The 14,877-nt window shown below is 59.4% G+C and carries 14 protein-coding genes and 1 pseudogene; 9 read left to right on the forward strand and 6 right to left on the reverse strand.

The genetic code is table 11. The features are described 5' to 3' along the window. Window positions 1-171 precede the first annotated feature (171 nt). Entirely contained in the window at window positions 172-1,191 is a 1,020-nt protein-coding gene (locus PMI28_RS14970) for a Glu/Leu/Phe/Val dehydrogenase family protein (protein WP_007986784.1), read from the forward strand. Between the two features lie 197 nt (window positions 1,192-1,388). Here PMI28_RS14970 and PMI28_RS14965 read toward each other — a convergent pair. After that, window positions 1,389-1,628 (reverse strand): annotated as a pseudogene (locus tag PMI28_RS14965) (YebG family protein); the annotation flags it as partial. A 275-nt stretch (window positions 1,629-1,903) separates the two neighbouring features. On the opposite strand from PMI28_RS14965, the gene PMI28_RS14960 reads away from it, so the two are divergent. Further along, window positions 1,904-2,404, forward strand: coding sequence for a phosphate-starvation-inducible protein PsiE (locus tag PMI28_RS14960; protein ID WP_007986788.1), 501 nt, complete (start codon window positions 1,904-1,906; stop codon window positions 2,402-2,404). Here PMI28_RS14960 and PMI28_RS14955 read toward each other — a convergent pair. Beyond that, window positions 2,401-2,718 (reverse strand): DUF3509 domain-containing protein, encoded by a 318-nt coding sequence (locus PMI28_RS14955; protein WP_007986790.1) that lies wholly within the window; start codon window positions 2,716-2,718, stop codon window positions 2,401-2,403. The genes PMI28_RS14960 and PMI28_RS14955 overlap by 4 nt on opposite strands. A 309-nt stretch (window positions 2,719-3,027) precedes the next feature. Beyond that, window positions 3,028-4,404 carry an L-serine ammonia-lyase gene (locus PMI28_RS14950; RefSeq protein ID WP_007986792.1) on the reverse strand — a complete coding sequence of 459 codons (1,377 nt, stop codon included), beginning with the start codon at window positions 4,402-4,404 and terminating at the stop codon, window positions 3,028-3,030. A gap of 135 nt (window positions 4,405-4,539) precedes the next feature. Here PMI28_RS14950 and PMI28_RS14945 point away from each other — a divergent pair, with 135 nt between their 5' ends. From PMI28_RS14945 to PMI28_RS14925, 5 genes are all read left to right on the forward strand, one after another. Further along, entirely contained in the window at window positions 4,540-5,487 is a 948-nt protein-coding gene (locus PMI28_RS14945) for a LysR substrate-binding domain-containing protein (RefSeq protein ID WP_007986794.1), read from the forward strand. Between the two features lie 214 nt (window positions 5,488-5,701). After that, window positions 5,702-6,109, forward strand: coding sequence for an HPF/RaiA family ribosome-associated protein (locus PMI28_RS14940; protein ID WP_007986797.1), 408 nt, complete (start codon window positions 5,702-5,704; stop codon window positions 6,107-6,109). Between the two features lie 235 nt (window positions 6,110-6,344). Then, window positions 6,345-6,917 carry an RNA polymerase sigma factor gene (locus tag PMI28_RS14935; RefSeq protein WP_033063326.1) on the forward strand — a complete coding sequence of 191 codons (573 nt, stop codon included), beginning with the start codon at window positions 6,345-6,347 and terminating at the stop codon, window positions 6,915-6,917. Then, the gene (locus tag PMI28_RS14930) at window positions 6,914-7,903 is read left to right on the forward strand and encodes a FecR family protein (RefSeq protein WP_007986801.1); all 990 of its coding nucleotides are present in this window, start codon (window positions 6,914-6,916) and stop codon (window positions 7,901-7,903) included. The genes PMI28_RS14935 and PMI28_RS14930 overlap by 4 nt, the downstream gene beginning before the upstream one ends. A 241-nt stretch (window positions 7,904-8,144) precedes the next feature. Continuing rightward, window positions 8,145-10,574: a TonB-dependent siderophore receptor gene (locus tag PMI28_RS14925; protein WP_007986803.1), complete on the forward strand. Its 2,430-nt coding sequence runs from the start codon at window positions 8,145-8,147 to the stop codon at window positions 10,572-10,574. Between the two features lie 144 nt (window positions 10,575-10,718). Here PMI28_RS14925 and PMI28_RS14920 read toward each other — a convergent pair whose 3' ends face one another. Next, window positions 10,719-11,594 carry a helix-turn-helix domain-containing protein gene (locus PMI28_RS14920; RefSeq protein WP_007986805.1) on the reverse strand — a complete coding sequence of 292 codons (876 nt, stop codon included), beginning with the start codon at window positions 11,592-11,594 and terminating at the stop codon, window positions 10,719-10,721. 151 nt (window positions 11,595-11,745) lie between these two features. On the opposite strand from PMI28_RS14920, the gene PMI28_RS14915 reads away from it, so the two are divergent. Next, window positions 11,746-12,648, forward strand: coding sequence for a DMT family transporter (locus PMI28_RS14915; RefSeq protein WP_007986807.1), 903 nt, complete (start codon window positions 11,746-11,748; stop codon window positions 12,646-12,648). A gap of 26 nt (window positions 12,649-12,674) precedes the next feature. On the opposite strand, the gene PMI28_RS14910 is transcribed toward PMI28_RS14915, so the two are convergent. Continuing rightward, window positions 12,675-13,184 carry a DUF2165 domain-containing protein gene (locus tag PMI28_RS14910; RefSeq protein ID WP_007986809.1) on the reverse strand — a complete coding sequence of 170 codons (510 nt, stop codon included), beginning with the start codon at window positions 13,182-13,184 and terminating at the stop codon, window positions 12,675-12,677. Window positions 13,185-13,374: 190 nt separating this feature from the next. Further along, on the reverse strand, window positions 13,375-14,349 hold the full coding sequence (locus PMI28_RS14905) for a 2-hydroxyacid dehydrogenase (RefSeq protein ID WP_007986811.1): 975 nt from the start codon (window positions 14,347-14,349) through the stop codon (window positions 13,375-13,377). Window positions 14,350-14,547: 198 nt separating this feature from the next. Here PMI28_RS14905 and PMI28_RS14900 point away from each other — a divergent pair, with 198 nt between their 5' ends. Further along, the gene (locus tag PMI28_RS14900; protein WP_007986813.1) at window positions 14,548-14,805 is read left to right on the forward strand and encodes a hypothetical protein; all 258 of its coding nucleotides are present in this window, start codon (window positions 14,548-14,550) and stop codon (window positions 14,803-14,805) included. The last annotated feature ends 72 nt before the right edge of the window (window positions 14,806-14,877 follow it).

Below are 14,877 nucleotides of genomic sequence, written 5' to 3' on the forward strand. Positions count from 1 at the left end.
GCAATGCCTCGTTTTAGCCCCCTCTCCGGCATTCGTCCAGTGCCGCACAAGGGCCAATACAGGTTATTTCCGAAAGCCAGCATCGTGGCCGTGCTTATTCCTGTGCGCTTCTGCAAATTTTGGGCGCAAGCCTATACTGGCGACTACAAGAAGTGATTCGGGAGCCTTACGATGTTCGCTCTCATGCAAAGCACTCGCCTTGAATCGCTGCATCTTAGCGTTGACTCGGTCACCGGGTTGAAGGCGGTCATTGCCATTCATAACAGCCGCCTGGGGCCTGCCCTGGGTGGTTGTCGTTACCTTGCCTACCCCAGCGACGAGTCCGCGGTCGAGGACGCTGTGCGCCTGGCCCAGGGCATGAGCTACAAGGCTGCGCTGGCTGGCCTGGCCCAGGGCGGCGGCGTGGCGGTGATCATTCGCCCCGTTCACGTGGCCAATCGCGCCGCGCTGTTCGAAGCCTTCGGGCGCTGTATCAATCAGCTCGACGGACGCTACATCACGGCCATCGACAGTGGCACCTCAGTGGCGGACATGGATTGCATCGCCCAACAGACCCAACACGTCACCAGCACCACCTCGGCGGGCGACCCCGCGCCGCACGCGGCGATGGGCGTATTCACCGGCATTCGCGCCACGGCGATGGCGCGACTGGGCAGCGATAACCTCGAAGGCCTGCGCGTCGCCATTCAAGGCCTGGGCAACGTCGGCTATGCCCTGGCAGAACAGTTGCACGCCGCCGGGGCCGAATTGCTGGTCAGCGATATCGATCACGGCAAGGTGCAACTGGCGATGGAGCAACTCGGGGCTCACCCCATCGCCAACGACGCACTGCTCAGCACGCCTTGCGATATTCTTGCTCCGTGCGGTTTGGGCGGGGTGCTGAGCAGCCACAGCGTGACGCAACTGCGCTGCTCGGCGGTGGCCGGTTCGGCGAATAATCAGTTGACGCATCTGGATGTCGCCGACCAACTGGAGCGGCGGGGCATCCTGTACGCACCGGATTATGTGATCAACGCCGGTGGGCTGATTTACGTTTCGCTCAAGCACCGCGGCGAAGAGCTGTCGACCATCACCGCACACTTGTCGAAAATCAGCTCGCGCCTGACCGAAGTGTTCGCCCACGCCCAGGCGGAAAAACGCTCCCCCGCACGGGTGGCCGACGAGTTGGCGGAGAAAGTGTTGTACCGGTGAATCAGCCATGAGTTTTCCACAGGCATGAAAAAGGCCCTGAGCCATTCGACTCAGGGCCTATTCAATTTGGGCTTTGCTTACTTGGCGGCTTTGGGGGCCTTGGCAGGCTTGGCCGGGGTGATCGGCTCAGCGGCTTCAACGGCCTCAACGGCCTCAACCGCTGCAACAGGTTCTGCGACTTCAACCGGTGCGCTGAGCAGTTCGGACAGGGCGTCCGGCTGGCTCTTGAACGCCTTGGCGAACACATCGCGATTCTTCGCCATGTAGATCCCGGCTTCTTCCACTTGCTGCTCGGTCAGGGACGGAACGGCTTTTTGCAACACTTCAGCCAGCAATTCGGCCAGTTCGAGCATTTTGTCATGACGGTCAGCTTCGGCTTTATCCATGAACAAGCGCTCCAGATCTCGGCTGCTGCGGTATACCACTTCGACGGCCATTCACCACCTCACATGCCTTCACATTGGTTGTCGGTTTCGACTACTGTATCTATATACAGCGAAAGGATAAGCGAAACCCTGTCTTTTGGGTAGTGGCTTTTTAATGTAGTCCGGATTCGACATTTGTCAGGCGAGGCGCTGCACAGGTGCGACCAAACGCCACGGCGCGCAATCCAGAGCAGCTCGCCATCATGGGCTGGCCTTTTTTCTGCATACAGAAAAACGTCACGTCCAACCCGCATCATCCGGTCGAGCCGACCTAAGGAAGCATCATCGTGAAAATCAACTGGGCCGAAAAATTGCGGCAGAGCGTGCATGACCTGGCCGAGTCCCTGGGCAATCTGTTCGTCGAAACCTTTCACTACCTGGCGCTGTTCGCAATTGGTGCGGTGACCGCGTGGGCGGCGGTGATGGAATTTCTCGGGATGATCGAAGAGGGGCACATCAAGATCGATGACATCTTGCTGCTGTTCATCTACCTGGAACTGGGGGCGATGGTCGGGATTTACTTCAAGACCAACCACATGCCCGTGCGTTTCCTGATCTACGTGGCGATCACCGCGCTGACGCGGTTGCTGATTTCCAACGTTTCGCATCACAACCCGCCGGACCTGGGGATCATTTACCTGTGTGGCGGGATCTTGCTGCTGGCGTTTGCGATTCTGGTGGTGCGTTACGCTTCGTCGCAATTTCCATCGGTGAAGATCGAAAACCCGCAACGCAAGATCGGTGCGGGCTCCAGTGAACATCCAGAGATCGAGAAGGGCGAAATCTAGAATCCGAGCGTGGGGCGCAGCCGCCCTTTGACGGCGGGTGGCGGTAAGGTCCGACCGCCGCCGGTGGTCATGGCTTGGAGAATGGTCACGGCGCTGTGGCCTTGTTCGATGGCAATGCCGAATTGAATGCTTTGAACCAGGCGCTTGAGACGTTGGGGGTCATTGCGTTGCTCGGCGCTGATCATGCGTTTGGCCACCACGCGGCCATTGTCGGAAAGGGTCAGCATGATGCTGCCGTCCAGGCCCTGAATGCTCAGGTTGATCTGATAATCCGCTGCGAAGGCATCGGTAATGAGCTGGAAAGGGTTGTCCATGATGCGTCACCGCTTGATTGAACCTGCAGTTGTTGACCGGCCGTGATCGGGTTGGTTCGCAATGCCAGACCACCGGCCATCTCGCCATCATTGTTCCACCAGGGAACTAGCAAGGCCCATGCCGGAAAATTGTCGGACAAAAAACACGTTCTGTAGGAGCGAGCTTGCTCGCGATGGTCGTCAACGATAACGCGTAAACCCAGACACCCCACGGTGCCTTTTGGTTTTTCGCGAGCAAGCTCGCTCCTACAGGGGGCCGCGTTTTCTGCACGTTTCAGGGCAATAATGGCTGGCGTGCAACCAAAACGGTCAACATTCCACCCAGTTCACCGCCAGTCCGCCACGTGACGTCTCTTTGTACTTGTCGTGCATGTCCGCCCCGGTGTCACGCATGGTACGGATCACCCGGTCCAGGGAAATGAAGTGTTTGCCGTCGCCGCGCAGGGCCATTTGCGTGGCGTTGATTGCCTTCACGGCGGCGATTGCATTGCGCTCGATACACGGCACTTGCACCAGTCCGCCAACCGGGTCGCAGGTGAGGCCGAGGTTGTGCTCCAGGCCGATTTCGGCGGCGTTTTCCAGCTGTTCCGGGGTGGCGCCAAGCACCTCTGCCAAACCCGCGGCGGCCATGGCGCAGGCGGAGCCGACTTCGCCCTGGCAACCGACTTCGGCTCCGGAGATCGAAGCGTTTTTCTTGCACAGGATGCCGACGGCAGCTGCGCCCAGGAAGAACGCGAGCACATCGTCGTCAGACGCCTCGGCATTGAATTTCATGTAGTAGTGCAGCACCGCCGGAATGATCCCCGCCGCGCCGTTGGTCGGGGCCGTGACCATGCGCCCGCCGGCGGCGTTTTCTTCATTGACCGCCAAGGCGTACAGGTTGACCCATTCCATCGCTGACAACGTGGAGGTGATGACATTCGGCTTGCCGATTTCCTGCAGGCTGCGATGCAGTTTCGCCGCTCGACGCGGAACATTCAGGCCGCCGGGCAGAATGCCTTCGTGGCGTAAACCCTGCTCGACGCATTCGCGCATTACCGACCAGATCTGCAACAGGCCCTGGCGGATCTGCGCGTCAGTGCGCCATGCCCGCTCGTTGGCCATCATCAGTTCGCTCACCCGCAGCCCGTGCTCGTTGCAGAGCTTGAGCAGTTCGGCGGCACTGGAAAAGTCGTAAGGCAGCACCACATCGCCAGTCGGTGCGATCCCGGATTCGGCCTCGGCCGCTTCGATGATGAAGCCGCCGCCCACCGAGTAATAGGTTTGCTCGAACAGTTCGCCGGATTCGCCGAAGGCTGTCAGGGACATGGCATTGGGGTGGTAGGGCAGGCTCTCGTCGAGCAACAGGAGATCGCGTTGCCAGTCGAAGGCAATTTCCGCAACGCCTGCCAGGCACAATCTGCCAGTTTCGCGCAGGGTGTGAATGCGGCTGTCGATGGTGCCGGGATCGATGCTGTCGGGCCATTCGCCCATCAGGCCCATGACGCAGGCGCGGTCCGTTGCGTGGCCGACGCCGGTGGCGGAGAGTGAACCGTAAAGGCGAATTTCCACTCGTCGCACGTCACCCAGCAAACCCTGTTCGACCAGTTGCCGGGCAAAGGTCGCGGTGGCGCGCATCGGACCGACGGTATGGGAGCTGGACGGGCCGATGCCGACTTTGAAGAGATCGAAAACACTGATAGCCATGCTAAAGCCTATACAAGCAATGGAAGAGGAATCGCCGCCATTTTTGTAGGACAAGCGCAATGTCGGCGATACTGCCCGTCAAGGTCCTACGTGACCAACGAAAATTCCTAAGACATCCTTTAGCAGGACTAAACGATGAGCCGTCAATTACACGCCCAGACATATGTCTGGCTGAACGTGTTTGCCTGTGCCGCGCGGCACCTGTCGTTCACCCGATGCGCCGAAGAACTGCACATCACACCGGGGGCGGTCAGCCAGCAGATTCGCCAGCTGGAAGAACGCCTGGGTTTTCGCCTGTTTCACCGTCGTGCCCGTGGCGTGGAACTGAGCGCCGAGGGCCAGCGCCTGGCCATTACCGTCAACGAGGCCTTTGGCAGCATCGACGCGGAATTGCGGCGACTGGACGCGGGCATGATCAGCGGAATTCTGCGGGTGCGCTCGATTCCATCGTTCCTGAGCAAATGGCTGACGCCGCGCCTGCCGCGTTTGCAGCAGCGTTTTCCGGACATTCAGTTGCGCCTGGTGGCCGAGGACAGCAGCGTGCCGTTGCATGAAGGCGACTTCGACCTGGCGATCGACCTGAACGACGGCAGCTATCCGGGCCTGTTATCCACAGCCTTGCTTGATGAACAGATTTTTCCGGTGTGCGCGCCGGGCCTGTTGCGTGGTCGTCCGCCGCTGCATGGTCCGGCAGACCTGATGCACTTTCCCTTGCTGCACGACATCACCGCCTGGCGCGGCAGCTACGAGTACGCGGAATGGGAGTTTTACCTCAATGCCATCGGCTTTGAGGGGGCGGATGTGCGACGCGGGCATACCTTCAATCGTAATCACCTGACCATCGAGGCGGCCATCGCCGGGATGGGCGTGGCAATTGCCCGACGAACGCTGCTTAACGACGAACTGGAGCGTGGGGCGTTGATCGTGCCTTTTGGCTTGGCGGTGCCTAATCACAAACGCTACATGTTGCTCTATGCACCGGGTGCGCTGAGCCATCCCGGCGTGCGTGCGGTGCATGACTGGCTGGTGGAAGAGGCGGGAATTTTTCGCAGCTTGCACCCGTTAGGGGAGCGGCAAATGTGAGCAATTATTACGTAAGAGCAGGGCGACCCAACTCCCGACCTTAACAGCGCTTTTACCGGTTGTCCGGCTTTTTTTGCGATTGAAAATTTATCTTTTTTAGGGGGTTGAATTGTTCAGCGTACAGACCGATTGTGTAACCAAGAGGTCACGGTGACGACGCCCAAGGGCTTAGCTGACCGGCCTCTCGCGAGCTAGCTGAAATAAGGGATGAACTATGCAAATCCAAGTCAATAGCGATAACCATATTCAAGGCAGTAAACGACTGGAGGAGTGGGTACGTACGACCATTGAGAGCACGCTCGAACGCTACGAAGAGGACCTGACACGCGTCGAGGTTCACCTGCGGGACGAGAACGGCGACAAGCCGGGTCCCCATGACATGCGCTGCCAACTGGAGGCGCGGCCAAAAGGCCATCAACCGGTTTCCGTCACCCATAAAGCCTCCACCATGGAGCAGGCGATCGACGGAGCGGCCACCAAACTTGAACATGCGCTGGAGCATATGTTCGGCAAATTACGCGGCAAACGAGCCAATGTGGTGCCCATCGAGAGTGGTGCCCATGCCGACCATCTGCTGGAAGAAGAGTTTCTGGAGAACGAACAGGCGGCGCTTAACGGCTGACACCTGATTCACTTTTTACCTTCCCATGAAAACGGGCCTGCATTGCAGGCCCGTTTTGTTTTCGCTGGCTTTTGGATTCCGTGGCCATTGGCATGGCTGTGGTGCAACCAATGGGCGTTATAGAGGGCTGCACCCGATCCTTTTGCGTATGAGAATATTTATCATTAATATTGCGACCTTGCCGGCCCCCTGACGCTGTCGTGGCCTCACCGGTTTTCAGGTCGAAACATGAATGATGATCACTCTCCCACCCGACCCCCACGATATCGAGCGCGACGAACAACGCTGCGATCGTGCGCATTTTCTCCAGGTCTTTCTTTCCCAGCGCTCGCAAATGGAGGCGTTGGTGAACCGTCGCGTCGGTTGCCGGGCGACGGCGGCTGACCTGGTACAGGATTTGTTCCTGCGTTTCTGGCGGCGGCCGCTGGTGCAGGTCGAGGAGCTCAGCACTTATCTGCTGCGCTGCGCCGGCAACATCGCCATCGACCATTTGCGCAGTGAAGGCACGCGAGTCCGGGCCAGTGAAGGCTTGCTGGTCGAACCGCCGGACAGCCACGGCAGCGGACCGCAGGCGGCATTGGAGGCGGGCAGCGATTTGCGTCATGTCGAAGCGGCGTTGCGCGCCTTGCCGGAGCGTACACGGCAGATTTTTTTGCTCAATCGTATTCATGGCCGTAAGTACGCGGAGATCGCCAAGGCTATGGGTTTGTCCCAAAGTGCCGTGGAAAAACATATGATGCGCGCCCTCGAAGCCTGCAAGGCCAGCCTTCGGGAACCCGAAACGCGTATGCCAGGGAAAGCACCGTGAACCACTTTGACCGCGTCATTCCGACGCCCGCGCAGGAGCAGGCCGCGCTGGCCTGGCTGAGCCTGTTGCATGACCAGCCAAGCAGCGGTGACCAGGCTACGTTCAGCCAATGGTTGCAAGCCGACCCTGCCCATGCCGAGGCGTATGCCCAGGCGCAAGTGCTGTGGGAGTTGAGCGAAGTGCCGGCGCGCACCCTCGCCCATGAAGACGCTTTTGCCTTGCAGGGGTACCTCAAGGCGATGAATCGCTCGCGGCGCAACACCGTCGGGCGCTGGTCCGGTGCCTTGGCCATGGCCGCTTGCCTGCTGCTAATGATCAGCTTCGGCACGGGTTGGCAGCCGATGCGCTGGATCGATGACCTGGGGGCGGATTACGTCTCGGCGCCAGGGGAAATTCGCACGGTGACCCTGGCCGATCAATCGCAAGTCACCCTGGACGCCGACAGTGCCATCGCGGTGGATTTCAGCCGTGGCGAGCGCCATGTGCAGTTGCGCCGCGGCGCCGGCTTTTTCAGCGTCACCCATACCGGCGAGCCGTTTGTGGTGGAGGCCGAGAAAGGCCAGACGCGGGTCCTGGGCACGCAATTCGAAGTCCGTTTACAGCCCCATGGCGCGCAGGTCACGGTGTTGTCGGGGCGGGTTGGCGTGTCGGCGGACAAGAACGCCGAACAGCAAATTCTCACCGCCGGCCAGCAAGTGGCCTACGGCGAAAGTTCGGCGCAAAAGCTCCACTCAGTGGACAGCGAAGCGCAGTTGGCATGGCGTCAGGGCTGGCTCAATTACTACAAGGCGACGCTGGCCGATGTGGTGCAGGATTTGGGGCGCTATTACCCCGGACGAATCGTGTTGCTCAACGATGAGCTGGCGACACGGCGGGTCAGTGGCAGCTTCCCGAGCAGGAACCCGCAGGCGGTGTTGAGTTCGTTGCAGGGGGTGATGGGGTTTGAGCAGCATCAGGTGTTGGGGCATCTGATTATTTTGCGTTGAAGCTGCCGGCCTCTTCGCGGGCAAGCCCGCTCCCACAGGTTTTGAGTCGGTCACCAAATTGGGGGACAACATAGAACCCTGTGGGAGCGGGCTTGCCCGCGAAGGGGCCAGTTCAAACACCACATCACCCTGAATAAAAATATTTTCAAATTTTTGCTGAGGTAAACCCGATTGCCATCCGTGTAGTGACTGAAACTGCGAGTCATTCGCATCCGTTGCGGTTCTACACAGGTCATGAGTCATGAAGTCCAGGGCAAAATCGGGTTCGGTCAAACAATGGTTGAGTGTGTCTGCGTTGAGCTATTCGGCATTGGCGTTGTTACCGCTGAGCGTGGCGCTGGCCGCTGAAGCCGGCAACAGCCAGCAACGTGCGCAGTTCAGTTTTTCCCTGGCCGCCAAACCGCTGCCCCAGGCCTTGAGTGATTTCAGCCGGGTGACCGGCATCAGCGTCGTCTACACCGATGAAGCGCCATACGGTCTCAATGCGCCGGCAATCAATGGCCAGATGAGCGCCGAACAGGCCTTGCAACGTCTGCTCAGCGGTTCGGGCTTGACGTTCCGTCGCACTGACGGCCACACCATGGCCCTGGAGCCGAAGCCTACCGAAGGCGCATTGAACCTGGGTGCGACCACCATCACTTCGGTGATGGACGATTCCATGAGCTACCAGCCGCCACCGATTTCTTCGGTGATGCGCTCCTCGGCGCCGATTCAGGACATCCCGCAGACCATCAACGTGGTCCCGGCCCAAGTCATCCGCGACCAGGCTCCGCGCAATCTCGATGACGCCCTGGCGAATGTCAGCGGCATTACTCAGGCCAACACCTTGGGCAGCACTCAGGATTCGGTGATGGTCCGCGGCTTTGGCGACAACCGTAACGGCTCGATCATGCGTGACGGCATGCCGATCGTGCAGGGTCGTGGTCTCAATGCCAGCGTCGACCGGGTTGAAGTGCTCAAGGGGCCGGCCTCGTTGCTCTACGGCATTCAGGATCCGGGCGGCGTGGTCAACATGGTCAGCAAGAAGCCCGAGCTTGAGCAGTACAACGCCTTGAACTTGCGCGGCTCGACCTATGGCGACAGCAAGAATGGCAGCGGCGGCGGTCTCGACAGTACCGGCGCCCTCGGCGATTCCGGGCTGGCCTACCGCATGGTGCTGGACTACGAAGACGAAGATTACTGGCGCAATTTTGGCGTGCATCGCGAGAGCCTGGTTGCACCGTCGCTGGCCTGGTACGGCGAAAGCACCAAGCTGCTGTTCGCCTATGAGCACCGCGAATTTCTCACGCCGTTCGACCGTGGCACGCTGATCGATCCGCGGACCAACCATCCGCTGGACATCTCGCGCAATGAGCGTCTCGACGAGCCGTTCAACAACATGGAAGGGCGTTCGGACCTCTATCACTTCGAAGCCGATCACGAACTCAACGACAACTGGAAAGCCCATTTCGGCTACAGCTGGAACCGTGAAACCTACGACGCCAGCCAGGTGCGCGTGACCGCCATCGACACCCAAAAGGGCACCCTGACCCGCAGCATGGACGGCACCCGGAATGCGATCAGCACTGATCGTTTCACCACCGCCAGCCTCGAAGGCAACGTGAACGTGCTTGGCATGCAGCACGACCTGCTGTTCGGAATCGACGACGAATACCGCAAGATCTTCCGCGAAGACCTGATCCGCCAGAAAAGCCTGACCACGTTCAGTTACGTTAATCCGGTCTATGGTCGGGAAGTGGCGGGCACCACCGTCAGTGCGGCCGACAGCGCGCAGACCGATGAGCTGCGCAGCGATTCGGTGTTCCTGCAAGACTCCATCCACCTCACCGAGCAGTGGATTCTGGTGGCCGGCGCGCGCTTTCAGGCGTATGACCAATATGCTGGCAAAGGCGTGCCGTTCCACGCCAACACCGACAGCAACGGGCAGAAATGGGTGCCGCGCGCGGGCCTTGTGTACAAGTACACCGATGCCTTGTCGTTCTACGGCAGCTACACCGAGTCGTTCAAACCCAACTCGACCATCGCGCCGCTGAGCGGTAGCAGTACCGTGCTTGACGGTGGCATCGCGCCGGAAGAAGCCAAGTCCTGGGAGCTGGGTGCCAAGCTGGATCTGCCGGGTCGCGTCACCGGCAACATCGCACTGTTCGACATCAAGAAACGCAACGTGCTGGTGGCCAACGCCGAAGGCCCGACCACGATTTACAGTGCCGCCGGCGAAGTGCGTTCCCGTGGCCTGGAAGTGGACTTGAGCGGTCAGCTCAGCGATCGCTGGAGCATGATCGGCAGCTACGCCTACACCGACGCCGAAGTCACCGAGGACCCGGTTTACAAAGGTAATCAACTGCAAAATGTGGCGAAGAACAGCGGCTCGTTGTCGGCCGTCTATGACTTCGGCACCGTCATTGGCGGTGATCAGCTGCGGGTCGGCGCCGGGGCGCGCTATGTGGGTGAGCGCGCGGGCAACGCGGTTAACGATTTCGACCTGCCGGGCTACACCGTGGCCGATGCGTTCGCCACCTACGACACCAAGGTCGAAGGGCAGAGGGTCAAGTTCCAGCTCAACGTGAAGAACCTGTTCGACCGCACTTACTACACTTCGGCGGCGAGCCGCTTCTTTGTGTCGATGGGCGATTCGCGGCAGATTTCGCTGTCCAGCACCTTGGAGTTCTGACGACAGACCGCGTCATCGTTCTTCGCGGGCAAGCCCGCTCCCACAGGGGAAGAGGGTGATTACAAAACAGCTGAGCACCACCAAACCTTGTGGGAGCGGGCTTGCCCGCGAAGGCGCTCATACAGGCCACGAAAAAGCTCGGGATTAGCGTAAAAACGCCTGCCGATACTCGCCAGGCGTTCCACCCAGGGCCTGGCGAAATCGGTTGGTAAAGTGGCTGGCACTGGAAAAGCCGCAAGCCAGTGCAATTTCCCCCAGAGGTTGCGAGGTCGTGCGCAGCAACTCCCGCGCCCGGTTCAGGCGCCGCGCCAGCACGTATTGGTGGGGCGGCAAGCCGAAGCTTTCGCGGAACATCCGCGCGAAGTGGTATTCCGACAATGCACACAACGCCGCCAGTTGACCCAGGCTGATGGCGTCGTCCAGATGGCTGTCGATGAACTCCACCAGATGCCGGCGCTGATGTGCGGCCAATCCGCCTTTTAGGCGCAAGCCCTGACGCACGTTGACCTGGCTGAGCAGGGCATGGCTGAGCAATTCGTGGGCCAGGCTGCTGGTGAGCAGGCGCTCGCCCGGCTCGTCCCAATTCAAAGTGATCAACTGCCGAAAGCGCAGCGCCTGCTGCGGATCATCGAGAAAGGTCTGCTCGCGCAGCTGCATTTCCCGTGGTTCGCGATCGAGCAGGGTGACGCAGCCGAGGGCAAATTGTTCGGGGCTGAAATACAGGTGCGCCAGGCGAATGTCGCCGTTGATCACCCAGCCTGACTGGTGATCGGCCGGCAGGACGCAAAGTTTGTCCGGGCCGCCCTTGTTGCCGGGCCGGTCGCGACGGAAGGTGCCGGTGCCGCCGGCTATGTAACAGGACAACGTGTGGTGGCTGGGCGCTTCGTATTCCTGGGCATCGTGGTGATTGCTCCACAAGGCAGCAGACAAGCCGTCACCGAGCTCGGCGCTGTGCTCGAGGCGAGCATTCGGCGAACGGTTAAGAGCTTGAAAGACTTGTAGGGTATCCAGTGCAGCCATGATCGTTGCTCTCTAACACCTGCATCCAACGCCCTGCATCCTACTCCGTAGACGTGTGCCTGCCAGCCTGTCGCCAGACAAAAGCGCAAGTTTATGCAAGTGCGCCCAGGCGTTGCGTCGGACACTGGGCACCTATCGAGGAGCCTTAGTCATGAACCTTTCGTTGTACTTGCTGACCGTGCTGATCTGGGGCACCACCTGGATTGCCTTGAAGTGGCAACTGGGCGTGGTGGCCATTCCCGTGTCGATCGTCTATCGCTTCGGCCTCGCTGCGCTGGTGCTGTTCGTGATCCTGCTGCTCAGCCGACGCCTGCAAGTGATGAACCGTCGCGGGCACCTGATCTGCCTGGCTCAGGGCTTGTGCCTGTTCTGCGTCAACTTCATGTGCTTCCTCACGGCGAGCCAGTGGATCCCCAGCGGTCTGGTGGCCGTGGTGTTTTCCACCGCGACCTTGTGGAACGCCCTCAACGCGCGGGTGTTCTTCGCTCAGAAAATCGCCCGCAATGTGCTGATGGGGGGGGCGCTGGGCCTGCTTGGGCTGGGGCTGCTGTTCTGGCCGGAATTGGCCGGGCATACCGCCAGCCCGGAAACCTTGCTCGGTCTCGGTCTGGCCCTGTGCGGCACCTTGTGTTTCTCGGCGGGCAACATGCTCTCAAGCCTGCAACAGAAGGCCGCTCTCAAGCCGCTGACCACCAATGCCTGGGGCATGGCGTACGGTGCAGCGATGCTCTCGGTGTGGTGTCTGGTCAAAGGCATTCCTTTCGAGATGGAAATGAGCGCGCGTTACATCGGGTCGCTGCTGTACCTGGTGATTCCGGGATCGGTGATCGGTTTCACCGCCTACCTGACCCTGGTCGGACGCATGGGGCCTGAGCGTGCTGCGTATTGCACGGTGCTATTCCCGGTGGTGGCGCTCAACGTGTCAGCGTTTGCCGAGGGTTATCAATGGACCGTGCCGGCATTGTTGGGGCTGGTGTTGGTGATGTCGGGGAACGTACTGGTGTTTCGCAAACCAAAAGCACCCCAGGTACTGGGTGGCGGCAAACTGGCCTGAGGTAGTGGCATCGAGCGTCGAGGGGCTCAGCGCTCGATTTTCATCGCGATGAATATTAATAACAAAAAGATGAAATCAACAATCTGCCGGGCCCAGTCCTTGTAGTTCCAGTTTTGCGATTCATCCATGTTGAACCATTCGACTCCAATCACTTGAAAGCCAACGTAATAGAGGGCGAGGGCGATCAGCAGTCCTATCAGTGCAGGTTTTTTGGCTTCGTGAAACTCTCCCGGGCCGGTGTTGATGTTTTTATAAAGGTAATAGGTTCCGAGTGCGCAAAATATGGTGTAGACCACCTCAAGTGTAATGATCAGCCAGTAGATGCGGTGATGCAGCATCGCTGAGGTAATAGCCCTGTAGCTGTATTTCTGGCTATCACTGGTGGTGTCCATGCTCAGGATGTGGGCGAGGTATTCATAGTTGGTCGCGTAATCCGTGAAGTTGCTGTAAAGCATCAGCAATCCAAAGAAACTGATAAACAACATCAGTGTGGCTTTGCTGAATCGAATGACTTGACTTGTTGTGAGTTGGCTCAAGATTGTTAATCTCCATTATTGTTCCCGTTATGCCTGGGTAAGTAAGGAGAGTCTATCGTGTGGTTTTATTGTTTGGTTGTTGACTGGATTGCAGGGTGTGTATTCAGAATACTTGCTTGATAAGTTGAGATTTATTTGTTTTTTGTTCTTTGAATTAACGGGCAGGCGCTTGTAACGCCTGCCCGTTTTTTCAACCCTTCCAGACTTGCGGGTTGACCAGGTCCTGCGGTCGCTCGCCCAGCAAGGCGCTGCGCAAGTTGGCCAGGGCGCGGTTGGCCATGGCATTGCGGGTTTCATGGGTGGCCGAACCGATGTGGGGCAAGGTCACGGCGTTTTTCAGCTGAAACAGTGGCGACTCGGCCAACGGCTCTTTTTCGTACACGTCCAGCCCGGCACCGCGAATGCGGTTGTTTTGCAGCGCTTCAATCAGCGCCGGTTCATCCACCACCGGGCCACGGGCGATGTTCACCAGGATGGCGCCTGGCTTCATCAGCGCCAGTTCGCGATGACTGATCAGGTGCCTGGTTTTTTCGCTGAGCGGCACCACCAGGCAGACGAAGTCGGCTTCGGCCAGCAATTCATCCAGGCTACGGAACTGCGCACCGAGCTCCTGTTCCAGCGCAGTCTTGCGGCTGTTGCCGCTGTAGATAACCGGCATGTTGAAACCCAGGCGACCACGGCGGGCAATGGCCGCGCCGATATTACCCATACCGACGATACCCAGGGTCTTGCCGTGGACATCGCAACCGAACAACGGTGCACCGACGGTCGCTTGCCATTGCCCTGCCTTGGTCCAGGCATCCAGTTCGGCTACGCGGCGGGCACTGCTCATCAACAAGGCGAAGGCCAGGTCGGCGGTGCTTTCGGTGAGCACATCCGGGGTATTGGTGAGCATGATCCCGCGTTCATTGAAGTAGGCCACGTCGTAGTTGTCGTAGCCCACCGAAACGCTGGACACCACTTCCAGTTTGGCGGCGTTCTCCAGTTGCGCACGACCGAGTTTACGGCCGACGCCGATCAAGCCGTGGGCATGGGGCAGGGCTTCGTTGAACTGGGCGTTGATGTCGCCGTTTTTCGGATTCGGCACGATGACGTCGAAGTCCTGTTGCAGGCGTTCGACCATTTCAGGCGTGACGCGACTGAAGGCGAGGACGGTTTTTTTCATGGAGGCGGCTCGTCGGGCGGTGAGGAATGCTTAGCAAGCTACAAGTTTCAACCGGCAAGCCGCAAGTCCAAAAGCCATCGCCACTGCTTTTGACTTGAAGCTTGCCGCTTGAAGCTCGCCGCTGCTAATCCGCTATACTGGCGGCCTTTCGCGGCTCGCTGACCGGGCCCGACACATTACGCATCACCCGGAGCTTTCATGACTTCCCCGAAACAACCGCCAGTCGCCGACGCCATGCGCGACGAGCCGGCCGCGCTGCCAGACAGTCTCGAGTCCAGTGCCGAAGGCGAAACCAAAGCCGGGATTCCGGCTTTCAAGTTCCCGTTCAAGCCGGGCGAACTGGCGTCGGCCAAGGGCTCTAATCAGCCGTGGTACAAGAATGGCGCCAAGAACGGCCACACCAAAACTCCAGGCATGGCGCCGCCGGGGACTCGTCGTTCGATGGGCAAGCGCTGACCCTCCGAGATTGCTGGCGGTTTTTTTCTCTCATTCATCAAGATATTTCCCACAAGAGTTGGCGATTACGCT

The sequence above is a fragment of the Pseudomonas sp. GM48 genome (genome assembly GCF_000282335.1).
In the GTDB taxonomy this organism is placed as follows: Bacteria; Pseudomonadota; Gammaproteobacteria; order Pseudomonadales; family Pseudomonadaceae; genus Aquipseudomonas.

Bases quoted from the DNA above. Each gene is read 5' to 3' on its own strand.
- PMI28_RS14970 (WP_007986784.1), top strand. From the start codon at position 172: ATGTTCGCTCTCATGCAAAGCACTCGCCTTGAATCGCTGCATCTTAGC.
- PMI28_RS14955 (WP_007986790.1), bottom strand. From the start codon at position 2,718: ATGGACAACCCTTTCCAGCTCATTACCGATGCCTTCGCAGCGGATTAT.
- PMI28_RS14950 (WP_007986792.1), bottom strand. From the start codon at position 4,404: ATGGCTATCAGTGTTTTCGATCTCTTCAAAGTCGGCATCGGCCCGTCC.
- PMI28_RS14945 (WP_007986794.1), top strand. From the start codon at position 4,540: ATGAGCCGTCAATTACACGCCCAGACATATGTCTGGCTGAACGTGTTT.
- PMI28_RS14940 (WP_007986797.1), top strand. From the start codon at position 5,702: ATGCAAATCCAAGTCAATAGCGATAACCATATTCAAGGCAGTAAACGA.
- PMI28_RS14935 (WP_033063326.1), top strand. From the start codon at position 6,345: ATGATCACTCTCCCACCCGACCCCCACGATATCGAGCGCGACGAACAA.
- PMI28_RS14925 (WP_007986803.1), top strand. From the start codon at position 8,145: ATGAAGTCCAGGGCAAAATCGGGTTCGGTCAAACAATGGTTGAGTGTG.
- PMI28_RS14920 (WP_007986805.1), bottom strand. From the start codon at position 11,594: ATGGCTGCACTGGATACCCTACAAGTCTTTCAAGCTCTTAACCGTTCG.
- PMI28_RS14915 (WP_007986807.1), top strand. From the start codon at position 11,746: ATGAACCTTTCGTTGTACTTGCTGACCGTGCTGATCTGGGGCACCACC.
- PMI28_RS14905 (WP_007986811.1), bottom strand. From the start codon at position 14,349: ATGAAAAAAACCGTCCTCGCCTTCAGTCGCGTCACGCCTGAAATGGTC.
- PMI28_RS14900 (WP_007986813.1), top strand. From the start codon at position 14,548: ATGACTTCCCCGAAACAACCGCCAGTCGCCGACGCCATGCGCGACGAG.